This is a genomic window from Bacteroides gallinaceum (assembly GCF_030373775.1).
Classification (GTDB): domain Bacteria; phylum Bacteroidota; class Bacteroidia; order Bacteroidales; family Bacteroidaceae; genus Phocaeicola; species Phocaeicola excrementipullorum.
The window spans coordinates 1-24,811 of record NZ_JAUDEN010000029.1; the positions used below are offsets into that span (position 1 = coordinate 1).

Genomic DNA, 24,811 nt, shown 5'->3' on the forward strand with positions numbered 1-24,811 from the left:
TACCATTGAACATACAAGACAATTGGTTTTGTTTTAAGATTATCCCGAACTCACGTAGACATGGGAAATTTGAACAACAAAGAAGGTTTCAGCCGTCGGGGGTTTCTGAAAACGGCGGCTGTCGTGAGTGCTGCATTGGCCGTTTCTCCGGCTTTGGATAAGATACAGGCAGCCACTGGTGCGGCTTCCGGAAGCAAGGCAACGTCTGCCGGCGATGCGAAAGCAGCAACCGTTGCCGCTCGCCGCACGCTGGGCACGGGAAAGGCGGCGTTTGAGGTATCAGCGTTGGGCTTCGGCGTGATGGGCATGACTTACAACCGGAGCTGTCATCCCGACAAGAAGCAGTGTATCCGCCTGCTTCATGAGGCAATGGACCGGGGCGTGACGCTGTTCGACACTGCCATTATCTACGGTCCGTTGAACAACGAAGAGTTGGCTGGTGAGGCTCTCGGCGCATTCCATGGGAAGGTAAACGTGACGACCAAGTTCGGACACGAAGTCATAGACGGCAAGGCTACCGGACGTCAGGACAGCCGTCCGGCTACCATCCGCCGTTACTGTGAGGAATCGCTGAAACGTTTGCGTACCGATGTCATCCCGATGTTCTACCAACACCGTTTTGATCGCAACACGCCGGTGGAGGACGTGGCTGGGACTATCGCCGATTTGATGAAGGAAGGCAAGGTCTTGCACTGGGGAATGTGTGAGGTCAGTGCTGAAACCATCCGCAAGGCACATGCTGTCTGTCCGTTGACTGCTATCCAGAGCGAGTACCACCTGATGCACCGTGATGTGGAAAAGAACGGTGTGTTGGACGTATGCCGTGAGCTAGGGATCGGCTTTGTGCCTTACAGTCCGATGAACCGGGGCTTTCTTGGCGGCGATCTGAATGAGTATACCGAATTCGATCCGCACAACGACAACCGTACTACGCTGCCTCGTTTCACTCCCGAGGCCATGCGTGCCAATTACCGTATAGTGAATGTCCTGCAGCGCTTCGGCCGCGAACGGGGCATGACTGCGGCGCAGCTTGCACTCGGCTGGCTTTTGCAGAAAGAGCCGTGGATTGTTCCTATTCCCGGCACAACGAAGCTTTCGCACCTCGAGGAGAACCTGCGCACGCTGGATTTTGCCCTGACTGCTGAAGAATGGAAGCAGCTGGAAGATGCTGTCGCCGCCATTCCGGTGACGGGCGACCGCTACAACGCCGAACAGCAGAAGCAGGTGGGCTTCTGAAGCTTGAACAGTGGGTGTGCCGAAACAGAAACCTGCTCTCATTTGATATGCAGCTGATTGTCTATGCTGCAAATAAAGCTTTTGCTATTGTTCTTCTTGGTGTTGCAGACAGGTGAAAATACGCACAAGTTTGTAGGAAATCAGGATTGCTTTATAAAAATGTATGAGGAATTGAAAACAACTATCTCACGCCGCACGTTTCTGAAGCGGAGCGTGGCGGCAGGCGGTGCGGTGATGGCAGGCAGTATGCTTTCTGCCGGTGCTTTCGTGTCAGGAAAAAGCCCAAAAGAACAGTCGGGAAATACAGCGGACGGAATGCTGCACGGTGTGTGCGACATTCATTTGCATTGTGCCCCCGACAGCAAAGTTCGGATCACGGACGAACTTTCGTTTGTCCGTGATGCCCGGCGGACGGGTTATCGTGCTGTAATGTTCAAATCTAACGACTTCAGTTGTCACGACCGCGCTTATCTTATCCGTCAGGCAGTACCCGATTTCGAGGTGTTCGGCAGCATGTGCATGAACCGTGTGCATGGCGGGCGGGTTAATCCCTTTGCTGCCGAGAAAGCGGTGAACACTACCGGAGGATTGTGCCGGTGCATCTGGATGCCTACGCAGGATGCCGTGTATCAGAATCTGAGCTGCTGCGGCAAGAAAGAGGGTATACCTGTGCTGGACGACAGTGGCAGGGTGTTGCCTGAAGTGGTGCGTGTCATGGAAATCTGTGCGGAGGCCGGCATCATCTTTGCCACCGGCCATTCTTCGCCCGAAGAATGTATCACGCTGGCACGCAAGGCACGCGAGGTGGGTGTAGGGAAATTTGTCGTCACTCATGCCAATTCCGGCATCTGGACGATGACCCACGAGCAGATAAAGCGTTGCATCGATCTCGGCGCATGGATAGAATACAGTTACCTTACCAACCTTTGGGGACCGGGAACCGGGTTGCCGGACTTCATCCGGCTGAGTGATGAGGCGTTTGCTGCCTTTGCCCGCATCAATCCGGAACGGAGTTTCATTACGACAGACCTGGGGCAGGCAGGTATGCCGCACCCGATTGAGGGAATGCGCCGCTGCATTGAGGCTCTGTTACGGAACGGACTGGCTCAGGAGGATGTGGACTTGCTGGTACGCCGCAATCCGTCGGAATTGGTCGGACTGGCGGAACCTTAAGGGCTGTTTGTCTGTTTTACAGACTTCTCCGGAATAAAAGCCTGTGATCTGAGAAATATGCACAATATCTTCATTCATTAAGAGCCTGTCGTTTAATTTTGCTCAGGCTTATTTTTCGGATGTTATCGGGGACGTGCTTCTGTTTTGTGAATATTGCTTGAATGGAAAATCTTCTAAAAATAAAATACGTATGAAAAAGTTCTTTTATCTTCTGCTTATGACAGTACTGACATTAGGCTTTGTAGCCTGTAGTGATAACGAACCGGCAACGGAGGAACCTCCGACGGAAGAGCCCGGAAGCAACGGGGAAGATGTCGACAGTGGTAATGGGGGAGAACCTGGCGCGGCGGATGATCCGGTGACGGGAAATACGTTGATCGTATATTACAGTTTCACGAACAATGTGCATACCATTGTTTCTGATTTGCAGACCCAGATCGATGCGGATGTGCTGCGCGTAGAGCCGGCCGAAGAGGGAATTGACTATGCGGCCAACAACTATGCTGTAGGGAGTGCTCTGATTTCTGCCATACGGAACAATCCGGATGATGCTCCATCTTACCCTGACATCCGGACGACAGCAGACAATCTGGATGAGTATGACATCATCATTGTAGCCGCTCCGTTGTGGTGGAGCAACATGGCCGCTCCGATGCAGACCTTTCTCTTCAGGTACGGTGACCGGATGGCTGGCAAGCATATCGGGCTTGTCGTGTCGAGTGCAAGCAGCGGCATCAGCGGTGTGGCAGCAGATGCCGAGCGCCTTATTCCGGAAGGGAATTTCATGGAACCCAGCTTGTGGATACGTTCGTCGCAGACTGCTGCCTGTCATTTTATGCTGGCAGACTGGCTGGAGGATATAAATTATGTTTCGCCGGCCGCCAATTGAAAAGAAAGCAGCTGATAACTGCGGGATGCCGGCGCATGTTCCGAAAGCAGAAAAGCATTCTTGAAAGCGATGTCCGGACTGAGGCAGAGCCGGATATGGGTACGCTTAAAAATTGGGAACATAGCGGCTGTCGCTTGATGCCGTTGCCGCTATGTTCCCGTTGGTCAGAAATGAATGCTGTCGTTAAAAACAGGTTCTGGCATTTCCGGAATCATTTCACTCCCAGATCTTTCATTGTCCGAGGCTCAGGAACGCCTGGCAGAGGCTTGCGCTCTTTCAACTGCTCGAGAGCTACTTCGATGGCCTTTTCCAACTGCTGGTCTGTACCGGATTGTTCCCGGATGGGATCGTTGTCGATGAGGATGTCCGGATCAACGCCGTGGTTCTCCACAATCCACTGGCCGGTCTTGGCATCGTAGTTGGTGAAGAATGGCACGCGGATGTCTGTGCCGTCTATATAGGGCAGGGAACCGCTGATGCCCACGATGCCTCCCCATGTGCGGGTACCGATGACCGTACCCAGCTTGTTGGCTTTGAAACTCCAGGGGAATAGGTCGCCGTCAGAAGCCGAATATTTGTTGATGAGCAGGATTTTCGGGCCGTACTGTGTGGCATCGGGAATGGTGCCTGTCCGGGTAGACGTGCGCGACATGGTCATGCGGTAGGGCTTGCGGAGCAGGCGCTCGATGATCATGGGCGATACGTTGCCTCCGCCGTTGGCCCGGTCGTCGATGATGAGGGCTTCTTTGTCGAGCTGCGGGTAGAAGTAGCGGGCAAATTCGTTCAGGCCCTCAGGCCCCATATCGGGAATATAGATATATCCTACGCGCCCATCGGTGGCTTCTTCCACACGGCGCAGGTTCTTTTGCACCCAGTTATAGTGATAGAGCGGATATTCGTTGTCCGTGGGTCTTACCACAACCTTGCGGGCACCGTCGGCTTCGGCCTTGGAGCTGATGCTCAGTTCGGTCAGTACGCCTGCTTTGCCGATAAGGAGCTGGTAGATGTTGCGCACGGAGGTGGTAGGCACACCGTCGATGGCTGTGATATAGTCGCCCTCTTCAATGTTCATGCCCGGTTCGGTGAGAGGCGAGCGGAGCTTTTCGCTATAAGGTGCGCCAGGAAGTATTCTGTCGATACGGTAGAAGCCTGTTTGCTCGTCGCGGCTCAGTTCAGCACCCAGCAGGCCCATGCCGATACGTTCGGGCTTTGGATATTCACCGGGGTTGACGTAAGCATGTCCGCATGCCAGTTCGGCAATCATTGCGCCGATGATATAGTTCAGGTCGAGGCGTGTCTTGACATAAGGCAGCAGCACGGCATATTTCTCCTTGATGGCTTTCCAGTCCACCCCGTGCATGTTTTCTACGTAGAAGCCGTCGCGGTAGGCACGCCAGGCTTCATCGAAGATTTGTGCCCATTCCTGTTGATAGTCTATCGGAGCCACCATGTCATCCAGACATACCTTGTTGTCCAGTGTAACCTTTTGTGTGGACAGTTCGCCCACATAGAGGGAGTTGCCGCGCATGTAGAGAACCTTTTTGCTGCCATCCATGGGTACCATGACAGCATTTTCGGCTATCAGTTCGTCCTTCTGGTCTTTCAGACTGAAGGCGTGCGTGCCATTGTCGCCGTAGTACCACACGGTTTGTCCGTCGCTGTACAGGTTCCAGTAGTTGCCGGCAGATAGGGGCAGCTTGACGATACGGCCTGCGATTCCTTCGGGAGCAATCTCCACAGCCTTGTCTTCAGTCTTGATATCTTTCTTCTTCGCGTCTTTGGCAGGAACTTTGCCGGCTTCCTCCTCCTTGTCGCTGTTCACCGCTTCGTCTGCGGGCAGGAAAGGCGAAGGCGTGTCGTTTGTCAGTAGAGCCAGGTAAATGCCGCCCATGCGGGTGTAGACATGGTTCCATTCCAGACGTCCGTAGATGGGGTTGAAGTCACGGTCGGATTCAAAAATCAGGTATTTGCCGTCAGTGCTGAATACGGGCGAAGAGGAATTGTACCATTTCTCCGTAACGGGATATTCCTGCTTTGTGGCCAGGTTGTAGACATAGACTACCGAAAAGTCGTTGGCAGCAGGCTTGGTGTAGGTTATCCAGCGGCTGTCCGGTGAGAAGTTCACGCCGTAGAATTCTTGTTCGGGATTCTGCATGACTATGTTTTTTGTCTTGGAGGCCACGTCTACGGTGACAATACGGTTCTTGCGGTCAGTGTAGAGTACAGTCTTGCTGTCGGGACTCCAACTGAGGCTGCGGATGTAGGTGTCGTTGCCTGTGGTCAGTTGGACGGGTTCGCCTCCTTCAGCGGGTTGCAAGTAGATTTCAGTTTCACCCGTGCGGTCGGAGATGTAGGCTATGTATCGTCCGTCAGGACTCCAGTCGGCTTCGCGTTCGTTGGCGCCGGGGGTACGGGAAATGTTGCGCGTTACACCTTTTGTGGCGGGCACGTCGAATACTTCGCCACGTGCGGTTACGGCCAGGCGTTTACCGTCGGCCGAAAGTCTGGCTGCGGTCACATAGTCGGCTACATGCTTCTGTTCGGTGCGGGCATAGATGTTTTCAGCGTTGAGCGTGATGCGGATCTGCTCGTTCTTGCCTGTCTGCGGATCGAAACGGTAGAGGTAACCGGCATGTTCATACACAATCTGCTTGCCGTCGGTGCTGGGGAATTTGATGTCGTAGTCGGTATAGTCGGTTATTTTCTCCGTCTGTCGGGTAGCGGTGTGGTAGACGAAAAGGTTCATTGTCCGGTCGCGGTCGGAGATAAAATAGATGTCATCGCCGATCCACATGGGGCAGATATCTTGTGCCACGTTGTTTGTTAAATTCTCTACTTTCTTGGCATCGGGATCGTAAAGCCATATATCATCTGCCATGCCGCCGCGGTAATATTTCCAGTTGCGGAATTCGCGGAAGACGCGGTTGTAGGCCATTCGTTTGCCGTCCGGTGCATAGCTGCAAAAGCCGCCTTCGGGCAGAGGGAGAGCTTGAGGCATACCGTCAGACAGAGGCGCTGTCCACAAGCGTCCGTCGAAGCCGTCGCTGATGCGGTTGCGGTAGACGACACCTTCGCCGTTGGGTGTCCAGGTCATCACGATGTTGTTAGGCCCCATGCGGTCGCCCACATCGTCGCGCGCATTGGTAGCGGTGTAGGTCAGACGCCGGGGTTCGCCTCCGTCGGCGGGAATAATATAAACCTCGCGGTTGCCGTCATACTCGCCGGTGAAAGCAATGGTTTTGCCGTCGGGCGAGAAACGCGGAAAGATTTCATAGCCCACGTGCGATGTCAGCCTTCGGGCCTCACCGCCTGCAATGGGTGCTGTGTAGAGGTCGCCGGCGTAGGAGAATACGATGTCCGTGCCGTTTGTGGCGGGGAAGCGGAGCAGCCGTGCTTCGTTGCCGTCGGCTTTGGCTCCCGTCGCCGCGCTGAGGGCGAGCAGGGAGAAAAGGAATTGCTTCTTCATGTTGCTTCTGTGTTTTTTTTGATTAAACCATTACAAAGTTAAACTGAAAAAATTGAAATCCAGCGGTGCACCGGCAGGATTTTGTCTGCTACGCGCACCAGGCAGTTCTTCGTTACACAATTCGCAATTTCTCTCGAAGAAAAGGACAAGCCTTCTTTTTCTGTTATTATCTGTGAAAGCCGTAATTTATATACAACATATATCAGACAATCCTTGTATTTTTGCAGCGTCAAAAAGAGAAAAACAAAGTGAGCAAGATAAAGAACGAAACCAACAGCCTGCTGGCGATGATCCGTCAGGGAAAGCCCATGACAGGAAGGCAGCAATTATGGCTGACCGTCCAACTGAGTGTGCCCGCAATTGTGGCGCAGCTTTCGTCCATCCTTATGCAGTATATCGATGCGTCGATGGTGGGAAGTCTGGGAGCCAATGCGTCGGCTTCCATCGGACTGGTATCTACAACAACGTGGCTGTTTTGGGGAGTATGTTCTGCTGCGGCTACGGGTTTCTCCGTGCAGGTGGCGCATCTGATAGGAGCCGGCGATATGGAAAGGGCGCGGGCTGTGCTGCGCCAGTCAATCGTTTCCGTCTTTGTCTTCAGTCTGCTGCTTGGACTGGCCGGGGTAGCCATCAGCGGTTCGCTTCCCCGTTGGCTGGGAGGAGATCCGGTTATACGGCGCGATTCTTCTCTGTACTTTCTCATTTTTTCGCTTTTCTTGCCTATGCTGCAACTGAACTTTCTGGCCGGAGGCATGCTCAGGTGCAGCGGCAATATGCGTATTCCGAGTATGCTGAACATACTGATGTGTGTGCTTGATGTCATATTCAATTTCTTCCTGATATTCCCTACGCGCGATGTGGAGCTGTTCGGCAGCACGTTCCGGATGCCGGGGGCAGGCTTGGGAGTGGAAGGAGCTGCTTTGGGAACGGTTTTTGCCGAGGTCGTTGTGGCTGCGTTGATGATGGGTTACCTGGTTACCCGCTCGCCTGAACTGAAACTTACGGGCGAGAAGGGCCGGTTTATTCCGCGCAGAGCCGTTTTGAAGCAGGCAGCCCATATTAGTCTGCCTATGGGACTGGAGCATGTGGTGATCTGCGGGGCGCAAATCATGACAACTGTAATCGTGGCCCCGCTCGGCATTATTGCCATTGCAGCCAATTCGTTTGCCATCACTGCCGAAAGTCTTTGCTATATGCCGGGCTACGGTATTTCGGATGCGGCTACAACCCTGGTGGGGCAGAGTCTGGGTGCCGGAAGAAGGGAGCTGACACGGAGATTCTCGCGTATGACGGTTTATATGGGAATGGGCGTAATGGCGTTTATGGGCGTGCTGATGTACGTGTTCGCTCCCCAGATTATAGGTATAATGACGCCTGTCGAAGAAATTCGCACACTGGGCACTTCTGTGTTGCGCATAGAGGCGTTTGCCGAACCGATGTTTGCTGCGTCTATTGTTGCATACGGTGTGTTTGTGGGTGCAGGCGGAACGCTGGTGCCCAGTCTGATGAATTTCTTCAGTATATGGGCGGTGCGCCTGACGCTCGCTTTCTGGCTGGCTCCGACTATGGGGCTGCGAGGAGTATGGCTGGCCATGTGCATCGAGCTGTGTTTCCGCGGAACGATTTTTCTGATACGTCTGGAGCGCGGCAAATGGATGGAAAAACGATACAAGATAAGTCAAACCTAACATATTTTAGCATAGAAGATGAAATACAATTTTGATGAAATGATTTCGAGGCGGAACACGAACTGTATCAAATGGGATGCTTCTGCCGATTCTGAGATGCTGCCCATGTGGGTGGCTGATATGGACTTCCGAACGGCCCCTGCCATCGTGGAAGCATTACAGAAACGTGTGGCTCACGGCATTTTCGGGTATACCCGTGTGCCGGACGAATATTACCAGGCTGTAATCAGCTGGTTGGACCGCCGGCACGGCTTGAAGACAAAGAAGGACTGGTTCATTTATACTTCGGGGGTGGTTCCGGCTATTTCGGCAATTATCAAGGCTATGACTGAGCCGGGTGACAAGGTGATTCTCCAGACTCCTGTTTACAACTGTTTCTTTTCTTCGGTGCGTAACAACGGATGTGAAATCTTGAGCAATCCGCTTATCTATGCCGGACAGACTTACCGTATGGACTATGAAGATCTGGAGCGCAAGGCGGCAGACCCGCGCGCCAAAGTGCTGGTTCTCTGCAATCCTCATAATCCAGCCGGAAGAGTGTGGACGCATGAAGAGCTGGTAAGGCTGGGCGAAATCTGCATCCGTCACAATGTGCTGGTCATTTCAGACGAGATCCATTGCGAGCTGGTTTATCCAGGACACAAGCATCTGCCGTTTGCTTCCATTTCTGAAGAATTCCTGAAGCATTCAGTTACCTGCATTTCTCCAAGCAAGGCTTTCAACATTGCCGGACTGCAGATTGCAAATATAATCGCTCCGGACGATGAAATCCGCCGGAAGATAGACCGTGCCATCAATGTCAACGAAGTGTGCGACGTGAATCCGTTCGGCGTAATTGCTACCATTGCGGCATACAATGAAGGGGAGGAATGGCTTGACCAGCTCGTAGGCTATATTGGGGAAAACTACAAGTTCATGAAGGATTTCTGTGCAGTGAATCTGCCGGAATTTCCGCTGGCGGTGCTTGAAGGCACTTACCTCGCATGGATGGACTGTTCCGCTCTTCACATTCCTTCGGAAGAACTGGGCGTAAGGCTTCAGAAGGAAGCAAAGCTCTGGCTGAATGCGGGAGCGATTTATGGTAAGGATGGCGATAACTTCATGCGCTGGAATCTTGCCTGTCCGCGTGAAAGGGTAGCGGACGGTCTGAACCGTTTTCTTGCTTTCGTGAAGAATAACAAGTAATTGTCAGCGGTTGAGTATTTTCATCGCGATGTCCATGTAACGGATAATGTCGGTGGTAAGTTCACGGCGGTATATGTCGCTTCGCTTGTGTCCCAACCTGACAACGATCGCATCGTGTGAGGGGATAGCTATGGCATATTGTCCGAGCATACCGCGCATATAGGGGTTTGTCTGTCCGCGGTAGTGCATGATCCATGTCTGGAAACCATAATAGTCCAGCGAATCCTTGCCCCATTGGTCTTTGAGGTAGGATGCGGGAGTCATGGCTTCGCTCAAGTACTTTTCCGAAACAAGCTGCCGACCGTTCCAGTTTCCGCGATGGAGCATGAGCCGTGCAAGGCGCGCTATGTCACGGGCGGTGGTATGGAAGCAGCAGAATGCTTTCTCGTCACCGCCTTTCTTGTCTAAAAGCCAGTAGGCATTGCGTTCCGCCTGCATCGGCTTCCATAATTTTTCTTCCGCATATTTGCTGAGCGTCTGTCCGGTGGCGGCTTCGATGACAAATGCCAGCAACTGCGTTTCGCCGCTCCGGTAAGAATATTGTATGCCGGGTTGTTCGTTGACATCCAGTTCTGTAACTAGCTTGTACAGGTCGTTTCCGTAATAGCCGTGGGTCGTTACGGAGAACAGGGAGGCATACGATTCGTCCCAGTCCATCCCGGCACTCATGGTGAGCAGGTTGCGGACTGTTACTTCTTTTTGTTTTCCTTTTGTGTATTGAGGAATGTAAGTGCTTACCGGATCGTCAAGGTTGTGGATTTTTCCTTCGTCAAGAGCTATTCCGGCAAGAAGTCCTACTATGGTCTTTGTTGCTGAATAGATGTTGGATGTAAGGCTGTCGTTCCACCCGTTCCGGTAACTCTCGAATACAATACTGTCGTGCTGGATAACGAGAAAGGCTACAGTTTTCAGCTCATCCAGATAAGCGGAATCTTCGGGTGAAAGGCGATGACGGTTATAGTCGTTGGTATGGGGCCAGAACCATACCGCAGAAGGGGTGTTATGCACCGTGTCACGATGAAATGTGTTGAGGTCGTCGATGACGGGCATCAGATGAATCAGTGCCTGGCGTGCGTAATAAGGGAGTGAGACATAAATTGCGGCAGCCAGCAGGATTCCCGCAGAGATATATAGAAGTATTCTTTTTCGTTTCCTGTCCATAGAAGGCGATGTTTATACATTGCCCCAAAGATAAGAAATTGCAACAAAAAAACGGACAAATCTGATTTATTTTCAGATATTGTCCGATCCTTTAAGTGATTCCGCCGCGATTCGAACGCGGGACCCACAGCTTAGAAGGCTGTTGCTCTATCCAGCTGAGCTACGGAACCATCCTTGTGTGATGTGTGATATTTGTAAAGCTTTTAAGTGATTCCGCCGCGATTCGAACGCGGGACCCACAGCTTAGAAGGCTGTTGCTCTATCCAGCTGAGCTACGGAACCATCCTCAATTGCGGATGCAAAGGTAGAGTTTTCTTTCGAGATATACAAATAACGGATTGACTTTTTTATCATGCAGCCGCATTCAGGAGTAACGCTTGGGATAATGCAGCAGGATGCTGAGCAGTGCCGCTATGCCTAAAGCCATCGGATAATACAGGTAACAGACGATGCTGAGAGGAGAAAGCTGCGTCAGTCCGGCCGCTATCAGCATTTGTGCTCCGTAAGGAATGATGCCCTGCACCACGCACGAGAATGTGTCAAGGATACTGGCGCTTTTCCGTTTGTCCACATGATACTCGTCGGCAATGTCACTGGCGAGAGGCCCGACAGTAATGATGGCAATGGTATTGTTGGCGGTGCAGACGTTGGCCAGGCTCACAAGGGCGGCAATGCTCAGTTCAGCTCCCCGTTTGCTTTTGATATGCCGGGTAAGCTTATGCAGGATGTAGTCTATCCCTCCGTTGAAGCGTATGAGTTCGAGCATGCCTCCTGCCATTAAGGTAATGATGATAGTTCTCCCATGCCTACGATTCCCTGTCCCATGCTTCCGAACCAGCCGTACACGTCGAAGCTTTCATAGCACATGCCGATGATGCCTGCCGAGAGTATTCCGAGAATCAGCACAAGCATCACGTTCAGTCCGGTTATGGCAGTGCCTAATACGATAATGTATGGAATCACTTTGACCCATTCGACCGGACTGGCAGGATGGGTGACTTCTATGTGGCTGCCGTATATAATATAGTATATGAAGACAACGAGGGCAGCGGGTATTGCAATCATGAAATTAACGCGGAACTTGTCGCGCATTACGCAGCCCTGAGTGCGCGTGGCGGCAATGGTTGTGTCGGAAATGAACGATAGGTTGTCGCCGAAAAACGCTCCCCCAACTACGATTGCGGTCATGAATACGACGCTGACATCCGTTTTGGAAGCAATGCCTGCTGCAACGGGAACGAGTGCGACGATCGTTCCTACAGAAGTTCCGATTGACAGGGAGATGAAGCAGGATGCAAGAAAGATTCCTGCAAGAAGCAGGTTTCCCGGAAGCAGCTGCATGGTGAGATTTACGGTGGCGTCAATAGCACCCATTGCTTTGGCCGACTCGGCAAAGGCTCCCGCCATGATGAAAATCCAGATCATGAGCATGATGTTTTTGTTTGCTGCTCCGCTGGAATATTGGATAAGGCGGTCGTTCAGACTCAGTCCTTTGGTTGTTGCCACTGAGTAGATGGAAGCCACCATGAAAGCGACGGTAATGGGCACTTTATAAAAGTCGTTGATTATTAACGATGTGACAAGGTACATGCACAAGAATACCGCTAACGGGCTTAAGGCCCATGCGCTCGGCTTGTTGACAATAGGGGTCAGTTTGTTATAGTCCATTTTCCATATCTGTAGTTAAGAACGCGCAAATATAACACTTTTCCGTCTGAATGTCAGTCGTTCGCACTGTCATAGACATGTGTGTCGAAGTAAAAGTCGATGTTGTCTACAGAAATCAGGTGGATAGGCATGTAGTTGCAGCTCTTTACCCTTTTCTTGAGGATCAGATGATTGCAAAGACATTCGATGCTGTCGTATCCCTGAACGGTGGGCTGCTGGGCTATAATGAAGTCGATATAGCCGTTTTGAAGGCATGCGACATTTCTTCGCAGCAGGTCATATCCCATGAGATGAAAGTCCTTTTTCCCGTATGCTTGCATGTATTCGCCGATTATATACGCTTTTGAATTGAAGGTAATGCCGCACTTGATGTCCGGGTGGGCGCTGAAAAACTCATTCATCAGTTTTTCGTTCTGCTCCGGTTGTTTCGCATAGAGATTCAGTTCCCTTATCTTCATCTCCGGGCAACATGTTTTCATGTATTCATAAAAGCCTCTTTCGCGGTGGAGCTGCTGGTTGGAGCCTAGCCGTCCTTCATAAATCAGCCGGAATACGACTATTTCATTAGCTCCCATGGCGAGCAGGTGAAGTATACGTGCTGCAAAGTAGCCGCTTTTCTGGGCATGTTGTCCGAAAAAGGCGAGTGGAGAAAGATTGGGAATATTTGAGTCTATAAATATATAAGGTATATTGGCCTCCCGCAGTTTGTGTGCAAGTTCTTTGGTTTCTTCTTCGCTGGCGGGTGAAAGAACTACACCGTCGGGGCGCGCGTTCAGCACTTTTTCTCCCTCTTCTGTGAATGATCCGGATTCGTACTGGTCGTAGCAGAAAGACTGGAGCGATACGTGGAAGTCTGAAAAGGCGGTTATGGCCTGGCCCATTCCGTTTTCTACATCTACCCAGTAGTCTTCTTCGGCGTGCGCCGGAAAGAGGCAGGCAAACCTGTATTTTTTATTTGATGCCAAGGCGCTTGCGTACATATTCGGCTGATAGTTAAGTTGCTGCAAGATTTCTTCTACCTTTTCCCGGCTGGCTGCTGATACGCCGGAGCGTGAATGAAGCACCCGGTCTACTGTTCCTACGGAAACTCCTGCCAGGCGTGCGATGTCCTTGATCCGAATCCGTTCTTGCTGATTGTCTATGTTTGTCTTCATGAAGAGCTTTTTGTAAAAAAAATTATTATCGATACAAATATATTACTTTTTTTGGTATTTAAAAAATTAATCGTACCTTTGTGTGCGTGCACAGAACGGGAGATTTGTCATAAAATTGAAGTCCGCTGTGTTTGGAAGACACATTAATTTTACAACAAGCATAAAAAGAATTACAATGGGAAAAATTGTTACTTTAGGCGAAATCATGTTGAGATTGTCTACTCCGGGCAATACTCGTTTTGTTCAGTCAGACAACTTTGATGTTGTTTATGGCGGTGGTGAAGCAAATGTGGCTGTGAGCTGTGCCAACTATGGACACGACGCTTATTTCGTAACTAAGCTGCCGAAACACGAAATCGGGCAGAGCGCAGTGAACGCATTGCGCAAGTATGGCGTGAAAACCGATTACATCGCTCGTGGCGGCGACCGTGTGGGAATCTATTATCTTGAAACGGGAGCATCCATGCGTCCGAGCAAGGTGATTTATGACCGCGCTCATTCTGCAATCGCTGAGGCTGATCCTTCTGACTTCGACTTTGACGCTATCATGGAAGGTGCTGACTGGTTCCACTGGTCGGGCATTACTCCGGCAATTTCTGACAAGGCTGCTGAACTTACCAGGCTGGCTTGTGAGGCTGCGAAGCGTCATGGAGTAACTGTTTCCGTTGATTTGAATTTCCGCAAGAAGCTGTGGACAAAAGAAAAGGCGCAGTCTATCATGAAGCCGCTGATGCAGTATGTGGACGTTTGTATCGGCAACGAAGAGGATGCGGAGCTGTGTCTGGGATTCAAGCCGGATGCTGACGTTGAAGGCGGAAAGACCGATGCGGAAGGGTACAAAGGTATCTTTACTGCAATGGCAAAGGAATTCGGATTCAAATATGTCATTTCTACGCTGCGCGAATCTTACTCCGCAACGCATAACGGCTGGAAGGCTATGATTTATAACGGTGAGGACTTCTACGTGTCTAAGCACTATGATATAAATCCGATTATTGACCGTGTAGGAGGCGGTGACTCGTTCTCCGGAGGTATTATTCACGGACTGCTCACCAAACCGAATCAGGGTGAAGCCTTGGAATTTGCTGTTGCGGCATCAGCCTTGAAGCATACCATCAACGGTGACTTCAATCTGGTTTCTGCTGAGGAAGTTGAAGCTTTGGCTGGCGGTGATGCAAGCGGACGTGTTCAGAGATAATTTATAAATGAATCCTGTAAATCGGAAATAAAATGGCAAAATTTGATAAGATAGCTGTGTTGAACAAGATCGGTTCAACCGGAATGGTTCCCGTATTCTATCACAAGGATGCGGAAGTTGCGAAGAAAGTTGTAAAGGCATGTTATGACGGCGGTGTCCGTGCGTTTGAATTCACCAACCGCGGTGACTTTGCGCACGAAGTGTTTGCTGAAGTTGTTAAGTTTGCTGCCAAGGAATGTCCTGAAATGGCGATGGGTGTCGGCTCTGTCGTTGATCCGGCTACGGCTGCCCTTTATTTGCAGCTAGGTGCCAACTTTGTGGTAGGTCCGCTGTTCAACCCTGAAATAGCAAAAGTCTGCAACCGTCGTCTGGTGGCATACACTCCGGGATGTGGCAGCGTTTCAGAAGTAGGTTTTGCTCAGGAACTTGGGTGCGACCTTTGCAAGGTTTTCCCGGGTGATGTGCTTGGGCCGAAACTGGTGAAAGGTATGCTGGCTCCGATGCCGTGGTCAAAGCTGATGGTTACCGGCGGAGTAGAGCCGACTCAGGAAAATCTGACCTCTTGGATTAAGGCGGGTGTTTTCTGTGTGGGCATGGGCTCCAAACTCTTCCCGAAAGACAAGGTGGCTGCAGAAGACTGGGCTTACGTTACTGAAAAGTGTAAGGAGGCTCTTGGCTATATCGCCGAAGCACGCAAATAAGTAAAAATTCATTTTGTTTAAAGGTGTATAAATGAAAAGCTCTGCCTGTGCCTGAAAAAGCATAAGGCGGGGCTTTTGTGTTTTGCTGTTGCGCTGACGTTTCCGGGATTTGCGTTTGCCGGATTGCTGTGGATATGCCCTGTGTGTGTGGCTTGTAAAAAAAACGGTCCTCCTTATTAAGTTTTTGTAGTTTCTTGAGCAAAAATTGCTCAAATTCAAGGTTTTTTTTGTACATTTGCGCCGGATAAAAAAAATTGATGATGAAACAGCTTTTGAAACCTGATTACATTTTTGAATCGAGTTGGGAAGTGTGTAATAAAGTTGGAGGTATTTATACCGTCTTGTCAACACGAGCAAAAACTTTGCAGGAAGATTTTCCGGACAGGATTTTTTTTATTGGCCCTGACTGTTGGAAAGGCAAGGATAATCCTTCGTTTATTTCTGATGATGAACTGTTGAAGGCATGGCGTGAACATGCGGTAGAGAAGGACGGGCTTAATGTGAGAGTGGGCCGCTGGAATATTCCCGGCAAACCGATGGCCATTCTGGTTGATTTTACGCCTTTCTATGCTAAGAAAAACGATATCTATACGCAGGCGTGGATAGATTTCAATGTTGATTCGCTGCACGCTTACGGTGACTATGATGAAGCGTCGATGTTCTCCTATGCCGCAGGAAAAGTGCTGGAAAGTTTTTACCGTTTCTGCCTGAAGCCTTCAGACAATGTCATTTATCAAGCCCATGAATGGATGACCGGATTGGGCGCCTTATATATCCGAAAAACATTGCCGCAGATTGCTACAATCTTCACTACACATGCCACTTCCATCGGCAGGTCGATCGCCGGCAACAACAAGCCTCTCTATGATTATCTTTTTGCTTACAACGGTGACCAGATGTCGCGCGAACTGAATATGGAATCGAAACATTCCATCGAAAAACAGACAGCGCACAATGTTGATTGCTTTACCACCGTAAGTGAAATTACCAATAATGAATGCAAGGAATTGCTTGACAAGCCTGCTGATGTGGTTTTGATGAACGGGTTTGAGGACGATTTCGTTCCCAAGGGCGATGCGTTCAGCGAAAAGCGCAGGAAGGCACGCGGGGTTCTGCTGAATCTGGCAAACAAGCTGCTGGGTACTGATATCAGTGAGGATGCGCTGATTGTGGGAACCAGCGGACGCTATGAGTTCAAGAACAAAGGTATAAATGTCTATCTGGAAGCCCTGAACCGCCTTACGCGCGACAAAAACCTGAAGAAGGAAGTGGTTGCATTCATCAATGTGCCCGGATGGGTGGGAGATGCCCGCGAAGACTTGAAGGAGCGTCTGGCCAGCGACAAAAAGTTTGATACTCCGCTGCATGTGCCGTTTATCACCCATTGGCTTCACAATATGAGCCACGACCAGGTGCTGGACATGCTGAAGTATCTGAACATATCAAATGCGGCCGATACGAAAGTGAAGGTGATTTTTGTCCCCTGTTATCTTGACGGAAGGGATGGTATCGTGAATATGCCGTACTATGATTTGCTTATCGGCTTTGACCTCACTGTCTATGCTTCTTATTATGAGCCGTGGGGGTATACGCCGCTTGAAAGCGTGGCTTTCCATGTGCCGACCATCACGACTGACTTGTCGGGGTTCGGACTGTGGGTGAACTCGGTTGAAGGACATTATGGCATGCTGGAAGACGGCGTGAAAGTTATCCACCGCACCGACTACAACTATTCGGAAGTGGCCGATGCCATTAAGGATACGGTTTCTGAATTTTCTTCGCTTGACGGAAAGGATGTGCTTGCTATCCGGCAGAAAGCGGAAAATATTGCGGAAAAAGCCTTGTGGAAGCATTTTATAAAATATTATTATGAGGCATACGATTTCGCTCTGCGGAACAGGACGGAACGTCTGGCTCGAAAAGACAACTGATTTGTGATTTTTTTTAAGTTTTTGAGATATGAGAATTAAAACAAATTGTGCGAATGCTCCTGTTTGGAAAGAGGTTACTGTGAAATCTCGTATTCCTGAATCATTGAAGATGCTGGAAGAAATGGCCCGCAACATTTGGTGGTCATGGAACGATGAAGCAATTGAAATGTTTAAAGAACTCGATCCGGAACTGTGGAGTGTGGTAGGACAGAACCCTGTCGCCCTGTTGGAACGTCTGAGCTATGAAAAACTGGAGGCGTTGTCTGTAGACAAAGAGGTATTGGGGAGAATTGAAGAAATTTATGCAAAGTTCAAGGCTTATATGAGCGAAAAGCCTGATTCTACGCGCCCGTCTGTAGCTTATTTTTGCATGGAGTACGGTATGACCCATGTGTTGAAAATATATTCCGGCGGTCTGGGTATTTTGGCCGGCGACTACCTGAAAGAGGCTTCCGACTGCAATGTTGACATGTGCGGTATAGGCTTCCTGTATCGTTACGGATATTTCACTCAGAGCCTGTCTATGGACGGACAGCAGATTGCAAACTATGAAGCGCAGAACTTCGGAAGTCTGCCTATCGAACGCGTGAACGATGAAAACGGACAGCCGCTTGTGCTGGATGTGCCGTATCTTAACTATTATGTACACGCATTCGTGTGGAAAGTTAATGTAGGACGTGTGCCTTTGTATTTGCTGGATACTGACAACGAAATGAACAGCCAGTTCGACCGTCCCATCACTCACCAGCTGTATGGCGGTGACTGGGAAAACCGTCTGAAGCAGGAAATTCTGTTGGGTATCGGCGGTGTGCTGCTGCTCAAGCGATTGGGTATCAAGAAGGATATCTATCACTGCAACGAAGGACATGCGGCTCTGTGCAATGTGCAGCGTCTGTGCGAATACGTAGAAGGCGGTCTGTCATTTGACGAAGCACTCGAAGTGGTGCGCGCTTCTTCGTTGTATACCGTGCATACTCCGGTTCCCGCAGGCCACGACTACTTTGACGAAGGTCTGTTCGGAAAATATATGGGCGGTTATCCGCAACGTATGGGCATCAGCTGGCAGGATCTGATGGATTTGGGACGTACCAATCCGGGCGATTCGAATGAACGCTTCTGCATGTCTACTTTCGCATGTAACACTTGTCAGGAAGTGAACGGTGTAAGCTGGCTGCACGGGAAAGTTTCACAGGAGATGTTCTCCGGTATCTGGAAAGGATATTTCCCCGAAGAAAACCACGTGGGATATGTTACGAACGGTGTGCATTTCCCGACATGGTGCGCTTCTGAGTGGAAGGCACTCTATGGCAAATACTTCGACAAGAACTTCATGAAGGACCAGTCGAACGCGAAGATTTGGGAACGCATCTATAATGTGCCCGATGAAGAAATCTGGAATACGCGCGTGGCACTGAAGAACAAGCTGATCAACTATATCCGCAACGAGTTCCGCAATTCTTGGCTGAAGAACCAGGGTGATCCTTCGCGCGTGGTGGCTTTGATGGACAAGATCAATCCGAACGCGCTGCTGATCGGTTTCGCCCGCCGTTTTGCAACGTATAAGCGTGCGCACCTGCTGTTCACCGACTTGGACCGTCTGGCCAAGATTGTCAACAATCCGGACTATCCGGTTCAGTTCCTGTTTGCAGGCAAGGCTCATCCGCACGATGGTGCAGGTCAGGGACTGATCAAGAAGATTGTTGAGATTTCCAAGCGTCCGGAATTCCTCGGAAAGATCATTTTCCTGGAAAACTACGACATGAAGCTTGCCCGCCGTCTGGTTTCGGGCGTTGATATTTGGATGAATACGCCGACACGTCCGCTTGAAGCATCCGGAACATCGGGCGAAAAGGCGCTGATGAACGGTGTCATCAACTTCTCCGTACTCGACGGATGGTGGCTCGAGGGTTATCGTGAAGGTGCAGGCTGGGCGTTGACGGAAAAGCGTACTTACCAGAATCAGGAACATCAGGACCAGTTGGATGCTGCAACAATCTACAGCATTCTGGAAACAGAAATTCTTCCGCTGTACTATGCGCGCAACAAGAAGGGATTCTCTGAAGGATGGATCAGAACAATCAAGAATTCTATCGCACAGATTGCTCCGCACTACACAATGAAGCGTCAGCTTGACGACTATTTCTCGAAGTTCTACAACAAGGAGGCTGAACGTTACCGCAAGCTGATTGCCAACGACTTTGCCAAGGCTAAGGAACTGGCTGCATGGAAAGAAGAAGTTGTGGCCAAATGGGATTCTATTCAGGTGGTTTCACTCAGCAAAGACCAGGAACTGCGTCAGGGCAATGTTGAGAGTGGAAAAGACTACACCATCACTTGTGTGGTTGACGAGAAGGGACTGAAGGATGCTGTCGGCATTGAAATGGTGGTTACTTACACTAACGCTGAAGGAAAGGAATATATTTACTCGGTTTCTCCGATGGAAATGGTGAAGAACGAAGGCGACCTGTATACATTCCAGTTGACGGCCAGCCTGTCAAATGCAGGAAGCTTCAAGGTTTCTTACCGTATGTTCCCGAAGAATGCTGACATGCCGCACCGTCAGGACTTCTGCTATGTCCGCTGGTTCAACGAATAATCGGATACTTTATTTATGACACTTGTCCGGAGCGGATGCTCTGGCACCGAAAGAAAGCCGTTGCTTTGCAAAGCAGCGGCTTTCTTGTCAATGGAAAGCAAAAATTTTTTCCATTTGTCTGAAAAGACTATATTTGTAAAATCAAAATTTGACTCAGGCTATGAAAATTCTATTGGTAGAAGACGATGCGGATTTGCGCGAAATCACTACACGTTCACTTGAAAAGGAACGTTATGTCGTTTCGCAGGCACCCGACTATATGACAGCTTTGCGCAAGATTGAGGACTATGATTACGACTGCATCCTGCTGGATATCATGCTGCCCGACGGGTCGGGGCTCGACTTGCTCGACGAGCTTCATGCCATGGGCAAACGCACCAACGTCATTATTCTTTCGGCAAAAGACTCGCTTGAAGACAAGGTGAAGGGACTTGATCTGGGCGCAGACGACTATCTGCCGAAGCCTTATCATCTGGCCGAACTGCATGCACGCCTGAAAAGTCTGTTCCGCCGCAACATGAGGGAGGGAGAAAGAAAGGTGCAGTATGGAAACATCGAAATCATGCCTGACCAGTTCAAGGTGATTATTGGCGGAAAGGAAGTGGAACTGAGCCGTAAGGAGTATGACATCCTGTTCTATTTCATGGCGCGCCCGGGAAGGCTGGTCAACAAGAGCACATTGGCCGAGGCGGTATGGGGCGACCATATAGACCAGGTGGACAATTTCGACTTCATCTATGCCCAGATAAAGAATCTGCGCAAACATCTGAAGGAAAACGGAGCTACGCCTGAGTTGAAGGCTGTGTATGGTATCGGATATAAATTTGTGGTAGAATGAAACTTTTTCATCTCGTGATGTGGCGCATGTCGGCCGCATTGATAGTGATTCTCACTTGCTGGGCTGTGCTGTTTTACCTGGCGGTGATGGAGGAAGTGAACGATGAAGTGGACGACTCGCTGGAAACTTATGCAGAGTCGCTGATTGTGCGTTCGCTGTCGGGAGAAGAAATGCCTGATGCCAGCAACGGATCGAACAACCAGTATTTTCTGTATGAGGTGAGCGAAAGCTATGCGCGCGCTTACCCGCGCATTTCGTATCGTGACGAGATGGTTTATATTACCGAAAAGTCTGAAAAAGAACCTGCGCGTGTGCTGATGACAATCTTCCAGCGTGATGACGGGACTTTCATGGAACTGGTGGTCTATACGCCTACCATCGAGAAGTTCGACTTGCAGCGTGCGATATTGGGATGGATCGTGTTTCTGTATGTCCTGCTTTTCCTGATGATTCTGGCGGTGAACGCATGGGTGTTCCACCGCAACATGAAACCGCTTTATCACTTGCTGAAGTGGCTGGAGGACTATCATTTGGGGGATACGAGCGTGAAGCTGGACGAGAAATTGCCGATTGTGGAATTCCGCAAGCTGAACGAGGCCATCAATTCTGCATCGGAAAGGAGCCACGAATTGTTTGAGCAGCAGAAACTGTTTATCGGCAACGCTTCGCATGAGATGCAGACCCCGCTTGCCATCTGCCGGAACAGGCTGGAGATGATGATGGAAGATGATTCTTTAAACGAGAAGCAGCTTTCGGAACTGATGAAGACGCATCAGACGCTTGAGAATCTGACGCGGCTGAACCGTTCGCTGCTTCTGTTCTGCAAGATAGACAACCGCCAGTTCAGCGATGTCCGTACGGTGTGCCTGGATAAGCTGTTTGAGTCGTATCTGGAGGATTATAAGGAAGCGTACTCCTACCGTCGGATTCGGGTGAACGTAGACGAGCAGGGGTGTTTCCGCCTGGAAATGAGCGAATCGCTGGCTACGGTGCTGGTGACTAACCTGCTGAAGAATGCTTTTGTACATGGAAAGGAAGGAGGAGAGATTTCGGTCCGTTTCACGTCTTCATCGTTTGAGATAGCTGATACGGGTGACGCCCCGCTTGACGGAAAGCGGATTTTCGAACGTTTTTATAAAGGAAACTCTGCGAGGGAGGGATCTACAGGACTGGGGCTTGCGCTGGTCAAGTCAATCTGCAATGCATACGACCTGCAAATAACTTATGCCTTTCAGGGCGGCATGCATGTTTTCTCCGTTTCCATGAATTAGAACGCCTGGGTTAATGGCAGGGGAGGGCAGCGAGTTTGTGTTCGCTTGCTCTTTTCTCCAGCTCATCAGTGTGCTGTTCTTATTGGATTATTCCGTCCACTCTGCAGAGCTAAGCAAATTCCTTTCAGGCAGCAAGAAATTTTTTTTAAAATAATTCTGTCAGTAAGTGGCTCATACCCAATAATCGTTACTTTTAGGTAAGTATCTGACTATCAAGTGATTTCTTGTGAGATCAAGAAACTATTCCTACATTTGCAATGCAAAAGAAACAAAGGCTCTTTTGGTAAGTGATAGGTTTTTTAATATGTAGGATTATGAAAAATGTAACATTGATTGGAGCGAGCGGATTCGTTGGAACCGCCATCCTGAACGAGTTGTTGGCGAGAGGTCATAAAGTAACAGCGGTGGTGCGCAACCCCGAAAAGATTGGCGTATCAAATCCCAATCTGGCAGTTGTAAAGGCCGATGTAACTGATACGGAGGCATTGTCTGAAACCTGCAAAGGCAGGGATGCCGTTATCAGCGCATACAATCCCGGCTGGACAAATCCGAATATTTACGAAGATACCTTGCGCAATTATCCGCTGATTCTGAAGGCGGCCAAGCAGTCGGGAGTAAAGAGGCTGCTGTGCGTAGGCGGTGCAGGCACGCTGTTCTGCGCTCCAGGACTTCGTGTGGTCGATTCCGGCGCAATTCCCGATGCCATCATGGGCGGTGTGAAATCGCTCGGAGAGTTCTATCTGAACACGCTGATAAACGAGAAAGACATCGACTGGGTGTTCTTCTCACCTGCAGGGGCATTGTTGCCGGGACAGCGGACAGGGAAATTCCGTTTGGGCAAGGACGACCTTATCGTAGACGAAAACGGTAACAGCCGCATCTCTGTGGAAGACTATGCGGTGGCAATGGTGGATGAACTGGAAACACCGAAGCACCACTGCGAACGGTTCACTATCGGGTATTGACAAGTAAACTTGGTATCATCATAAAAGGCAGAAAACAATGAAAAAGGCATTATTTATTTTGTTCAATCTTTTGGCAGTTGCAGTTGTGGCACAGGAAAAAGGACGTTTCGAGGTGCATGACTTTGGCAATTTCCAACTGCATGTGTATTACACTAACGATGCGTTGGGTGATGCAAGCTATATCATCGAGGGCAAGGATGCGCTTGTGACAATGGAACAGCCTCTGTTTAAGGAGAATGTGCATGAATTTGACTCTTATTTGTCGAACCTGGGCAAGATGGTTGAGAAACGCATTACGGACTATCACGTGGGAGGGACCGGCAATCATGATGTGGTGATGGCTCAGGGTATGCCCGAATTTACGAAGGGAGAGATTTACAGCGGCATGATGAAAGGCTTTACACAGGCTTTCGGCGATGCACTGACTGATATGCCTACGGGCAAGGCTTCGGAAGTGGCTTTCGGCACGGAGCAGACATGGGCAGGAGTGACTTTTGCGTTCGGGCACGGTGCAGCAACGGATTTTCCCGGCGCAAGTATCCTGATAGGCGGCAAGGCTTATTATACGCACTGGGCTCCGGCAAAGGCGCATGTCAGCCACCTGCAGGTTTCTTCTCCGGCAGCAATCGATGCTGAAATCGCAGAAGCAGAAAAGGCGATGAACTCCGGAGCGGAACTGTTTATTGGCGGACACGGCGGTGCGGCAAAACGTGATGCGGCAGAGTTCAAGATTGCTTGTCTGAAGAAAATGAAAGAGGTGTTCGGCGCGAACGGCACTGCACATGACTTTGTGGAGGGTATGAAGAAAGCTTATCCGGGACTGCCGGGAGAAGCCGGACTGGAAGATCTGGGCAAGGCTCTTTACAAATGACAAAGGCACAGCGGATGTGTCAGCATGGCATGGCTTTTTGACAGTCATTTCTTATTCTGACACATCCTCCTCTGGCAGTAGTAACATTGTCCGCGTTATTGAAGAAAGCTTGTGAATCGCTTATTCTTAGTTTATTTTGGTTTTAATGCCAGATTTTTTTCGACAAAATCCGCATTGTTCAGAAAGTTTTCAGATTCTGTCCGCATCTTTGCATTAGAAAAATGCAACAAATGTATAACCCTAAAAAGAATAAGCCTTATGAAAAAGTTAGCATTATTTTTAGTGAGTGTGTTCGTGATGTCCGGAATCGCCTTTGCCGACAATGACAGGCCCATCCAGATCGGTCAGTTGCCTACTAAGGCTCAGACCTTCCTTTCGACTTATTTCAAGAGTTCGAAGGTTGCTTTGGCCAAGCAGGAAACAGATTTGTTCAGCAAGAGCTACGACGTGATCTTCACGACCGGCGAAAAGGTTGAGTTCGACAAGTCTGGCGACTGGACGGAAGTTAGCTGCAAGGTCAACGGAGTTCCTTCAGCGATTGTTCCTCAGGGGATCAAGAGCTACGTGCAGAGCAACTATCCCGACGCCCGGATCCTGTCTATCGAGCGTGACCGCAGCAACTATGAAGTGAAGCTCTCCAACCGCTGGGAAATCACTTTCGACAGCCAGATGCGCGTTATCGACATCGACGACTGACACGTCATTTGTCTGCTGCAGAGGGCACAGCGTATCATGGAAAAAACAACAGCCTCCATGATGCACTGTGCTTTTTATGCCGGAAAAATCTGTATCTCCAGGCTAGAGATGCAAATCTCCAGTC

Annotated in this window: 17 protein-coding genes, 2 tRNA genes and 1 pseudogene; 14 read left to right on the forward strand and 6 right to left on the reverse strand. The window is 50.0% G+C overall.

What is annotated here, in order from left to right; all coding sequences use genetic code 11:
• Nucleotides 1-60 precede the first annotated feature (60 nt).
• From QUW60_RS12825 to QUW60_RS12835, 3 genes are all read left to right on the forward strand, one after another.
• The gene (locus tag QUW60_RS12825; protein WP_258338862.1) at nucleotides 61-1,236 is read left to right on the forward strand and encodes an aldo/keto reductase; all 1,176 of its coding nucleotides are present in this window, start codon (nucleotides 61-63) and stop codon (nucleotides 1,234-1,236) included.
• A 171-nt stretch (nucleotides 1,237-1,407) separates the two neighbouring features.
• Nucleotides 1,408-2,409, forward strand: coding sequence for a DUF6282 family protein (locus QUW60_RS12830; protein ID WP_289560939.1), 1,002 nt, complete (start codon nucleotides 1,408-1,410; stop codon nucleotides 2,407-2,409).
• A gap of 190 nt (nucleotides 2,410-2,599) precedes the next feature.
• Nucleotides 2,600-3,298, forward strand: coding sequence for a flavodoxin (locus QUW60_RS12835; protein WP_289560941.1), 699 nt, complete (start codon nucleotides 2,600-2,602; stop codon nucleotides 3,296-3,298).
• 211 nt (nucleotides 3,299-3,509) lie between these two features.
• Here the strand turns inward: QUW60_RS12835 and QUW60_RS12840 are convergent, their stop codons facing one another.
• Entirely contained in the window at nucleotides 3,510-6,764 is a 3,255-nt protein-coding gene (locus QUW60_RS12840) for a S41 family peptidase (protein ID WP_289560943.1), read from the reverse strand.
• A 287-nt stretch (nucleotides 6,765-7,051) separates the two neighbouring features.
• Here QUW60_RS12840 and QUW60_RS12845 point away from each other — a divergent pair, with 287 nt between their 5' ends.
• Both QUW60_RS12845 and QUW60_RS12850 read left to right on the forward strand, forming a co-directional pair.
• The gene (locus tag QUW60_RS12845) at nucleotides 7,052-8,452 is read left to right on the forward strand and encodes an MATE family efflux transporter (protein WP_375337989.1); all 1,401 of its coding nucleotides are present in this window, start codon (nucleotides 7,052-7,054) and stop codon (nucleotides 8,450-8,452) included.
• Nucleotides 8,453-8,470: 18 nt separating this feature from the next.
• Nucleotides 8,471-9,637, forward strand: a complete 1,167-nt coding sequence (locus QUW60_RS12850) for a MalY/PatB family protein (protein WP_289560945.1) — start codon at nucleotides 8,471-8,473, stop codon at nucleotides 9,635-9,637.
• Between the two features lie 3 nt (nucleotides 9,638-9,640).
• Here the strand turns inward: QUW60_RS12850 and QUW60_RS12855 are convergent, their stop codons facing one another.
• The 5 genes and pseudogenes from QUW60_RS12855 to QUW60_RS12875 form a co-directional block, all read right to left on the reverse strand.
• Entirely contained in the window at nucleotides 9,641-10,798 is a 1,158-nt protein-coding gene (locus tag QUW60_RS12855) for a serine hydrolase domain-containing protein (protein WP_258338856.1), read from the reverse strand.
• A gap of 96 nt (nucleotides 10,799-10,894) precedes the next feature.
• A tRNA-Arg gene (locus tag QUW60_RS12860) sits at nucleotides 10,895-10,968 on the reverse strand.
• Between the two features lie 38 nt (nucleotides 10,969-11,006).
• Nucleotides 11,007-11,080, reverse strand: a tRNA-Arg gene (locus tag QUW60_RS12865).
• An 82-nt stretch (nucleotides 11,081-11,162) separates the two neighbouring features.
• Nucleotides 11,163-12,466, reverse strand: a pseudogene (locus QUW60_RS12870) (Na+/H+ antiporter NhaC family protein).
• Between the two features lie 53 nt (nucleotides 12,467-12,519).
• A complete protein-coding gene (locus QUW60_RS12875; RefSeq protein ID WP_375337988.1) occupies nucleotides 12,520-13,620 on the reverse strand; it encodes a LacI family DNA-binding transcriptional regulator in 1,101 nt (366 codons plus the stop codon).
• A gap of 175 nt (nucleotides 13,621-13,795) precedes the next feature.
• On the opposite strand from QUW60_RS12875, the gene QUW60_RS12880 reads away from it, so the two are divergent.
• From QUW60_RS12880 to QUW60_RS12920, 9 genes are all read left to right on the forward strand, one after another.
• A complete protein-coding gene (locus QUW60_RS12880) occupies nucleotides 13,796-14,818 on the forward strand; it encodes a sugar kinase (protein ID WP_289560948.1) in 1,023 nt (340 codons plus the stop codon).
• Between the two features lie 32 nt (nucleotides 14,819-14,850).
• The gene (locus QUW60_RS12885; protein WP_258338853.1) at nucleotides 14,851-15,519 is read left to right on the forward strand and encodes a bifunctional 4-hydroxy-2-oxoglutarate aldolase/2-dehydro-3-deoxy-phosphogluconate aldolase; all 669 of its coding nucleotides are present in this window, start codon (nucleotides 14,851-14,853) and stop codon (nucleotides 15,517-15,519) included.
• A gap of 257 nt (nucleotides 15,520-15,776) precedes the next feature.
• A complete protein-coding gene (locus QUW60_RS12890; RefSeq protein ID WP_258338852.1) occupies nucleotides 15,777-17,450 on the forward strand; it encodes a glycogen/starch synthase in 1,674 nt (557 codons plus the stop codon).
• 28 nt (nucleotides 17,451-17,478) lie between these two features.
• Nucleotides 17,479-20,046 (forward strand): alpha-glucan family phosphorylase, encoded by a 2,568-nt coding sequence (gene glgP, locus QUW60_RS12895; RefSeq protein WP_258338851.1) that lies wholly within the window; start codon nucleotides 17,479-17,481, stop codon nucleotides 20,044-20,046.
• A gap of 160 nt (nucleotides 20,047-20,206) precedes the next feature.
• Nucleotides 20,207-20,884 carry a response regulator transcription factor gene (locus QUW60_RS12900; RefSeq protein ID WP_258338850.1) on the forward strand — a complete coding sequence of 226 codons (678 nt, stop codon included), beginning with the start codon at nucleotides 20,207-20,209 and terminating at the stop codon, nucleotides 20,882-20,884.
• The gene (locus QUW60_RS12905) at nucleotides 20,881-22,155 is read left to right on the forward strand and encodes a sensor histidine kinase (protein ID WP_289560951.1); all 1,275 of its coding nucleotides are present in this window, start codon (nucleotides 20,881-20,883) and stop codon (nucleotides 22,153-22,155) included. Before QUW60_RS12900 ends, QUW60_RS12905 begins: the two co-directional genes overlap by 4 nt.
• Before the next feature lie 314 nt (nucleotides 22,156-22,469).
• On the forward strand, nucleotides 22,470-23,120 hold the full coding sequence (locus QUW60_RS12910; RefSeq protein ID WP_289560953.1) for an NAD(P)-dependent oxidoreductase: 651 nt from the start codon (nucleotides 22,470-22,472) through the stop codon (nucleotides 23,118-23,120).
• 37 nt (nucleotides 23,121-23,157) lie between these two features.
• Nucleotides 23,158-23,991: a hypothetical protein gene (locus QUW60_RS12915; RefSeq protein WP_289560954.1), complete on the forward strand. Its 834-nt coding sequence runs from the start codon at nucleotides 23,158-23,160 to the stop codon at nucleotides 23,989-23,991.
• A gap of 258 nt (nucleotides 23,992-24,249) precedes the next feature.
• On the forward strand, nucleotides 24,250-24,687 hold the full coding sequence (locus QUW60_RS12920; protein ID WP_289560956.1) for a PepSY-like domain-containing protein: 438 nt from the start codon (nucleotides 24,250-24,252) through the stop codon (nucleotides 24,685-24,687).
• Nucleotides 24,688-24,811 lie beyond the last annotated feature (124 nt).

Excerpts from the sequence above, each read along its gene's own strand:
- glgP (WP_258338851.1), top strand. The coding sequence starts at position 17,479 with ATGAGAATTAAAACAAATTGTGCGAATGCTCCTGTTTGGAAAGAGGTT.
- QUW60_RS12855 (WP_258338856.1), bottom strand. The coding sequence starts at position 10,798 with ATGGACAGGAAACGAAAAAGAATACTTCTATATATCTCTGCGGGAATC.
- QUW60_RS12890 (WP_258338852.1), top strand. The coding sequence starts at position 15,777 with ATGATGAAACAGCTTTTGAAACCTGATTACATTTTTGAATCGAGTTGG.
- QUW60_RS12915 (WP_289560954.1), top strand. The coding sequence starts at position 23,158 with ATGAAAAAGGCATTATTTATTTTGTTCAATCTTTTGGCAGTTGCAGTT.
- QUW60_RS12840 (WP_289560943.1), bottom strand. The coding sequence starts at position 6,764 with ATGAAGAAGCAATTCCTTTTCTCCCTGCTCGCCCTCAGCGCGGCGACG.
- QUW60_RS12825 (WP_258338862.1), top strand. The coding sequence starts at position 61 with ATGGGAAATTTGAACAACAAAGAAGGTTTCAGCCGTCGGGGGTTTCTG.
- QUW60_RS12850 (WP_289560945.1), top strand. The coding sequence starts at position 8,471 with ATGAAATACAATTTTGATGAAATGATTTCGAGGCGGAACACGAACTGT.
- QUW60_RS12900 (WP_258338850.1), top strand. The coding sequence starts at position 20,207 with ATGAAAATTCTATTGGTAGAAGACGATGCGGATTTGCGCGAAATCACT.
- QUW60_RS12880 (WP_289560948.1), top strand. The coding sequence starts at position 13,796 with ATGGGAAAAATTGTTACTTTAGGCGAAATCATGTTGAGATTGTCTACT.
- QUW60_RS12885 (WP_258338853.1), top strand. The coding sequence starts at position 14,851 with ATGGCAAAATTTGATAAGATAGCTGTGTTGAACAAGATCGGTTCAACC.
- QUW60_RS12905 (WP_289560951.1), top strand. The coding sequence starts at position 20,881 with ATGAAACTTTTTCATCTCGTGATGTGGCGCATGTCGGCCGCATTGATA.
- QUW60_RS12845 (WP_375337989.1), top strand. The coding sequence starts at position 7,052 with ATGATCCGTCAGGGAAAGCCCATGACAGGAAGGCAGCAATTATGGCTG.
- QUW60_RS12910 (WP_289560953.1), top strand. The coding sequence starts at position 22,470 with ATGAAAAATGTAACATTGATTGGAGCGAGCGGATTCGTTGGAACCGCC.
- QUW60_RS12920 (WP_289560956.1), top strand. The coding sequence starts at position 24,250 with ATGAAAAAGTTAGCATTATTTTTAGTGAGTGTGTTCGTGATGTCCGGA.
- QUW60_RS12835 (WP_289560941.1), top strand. The coding sequence starts at position 2,600 with ATGAAAAAGTTCTTTTATCTTCTGCTTATGACAGTACTGACATTAGGC.
- QUW60_RS12875 (WP_375337988.1), bottom strand. The coding sequence starts at position 13,620 with ATGAAGACAAACATAGACAATCAGCAAGAACGGATTCGGATCAAGGAC.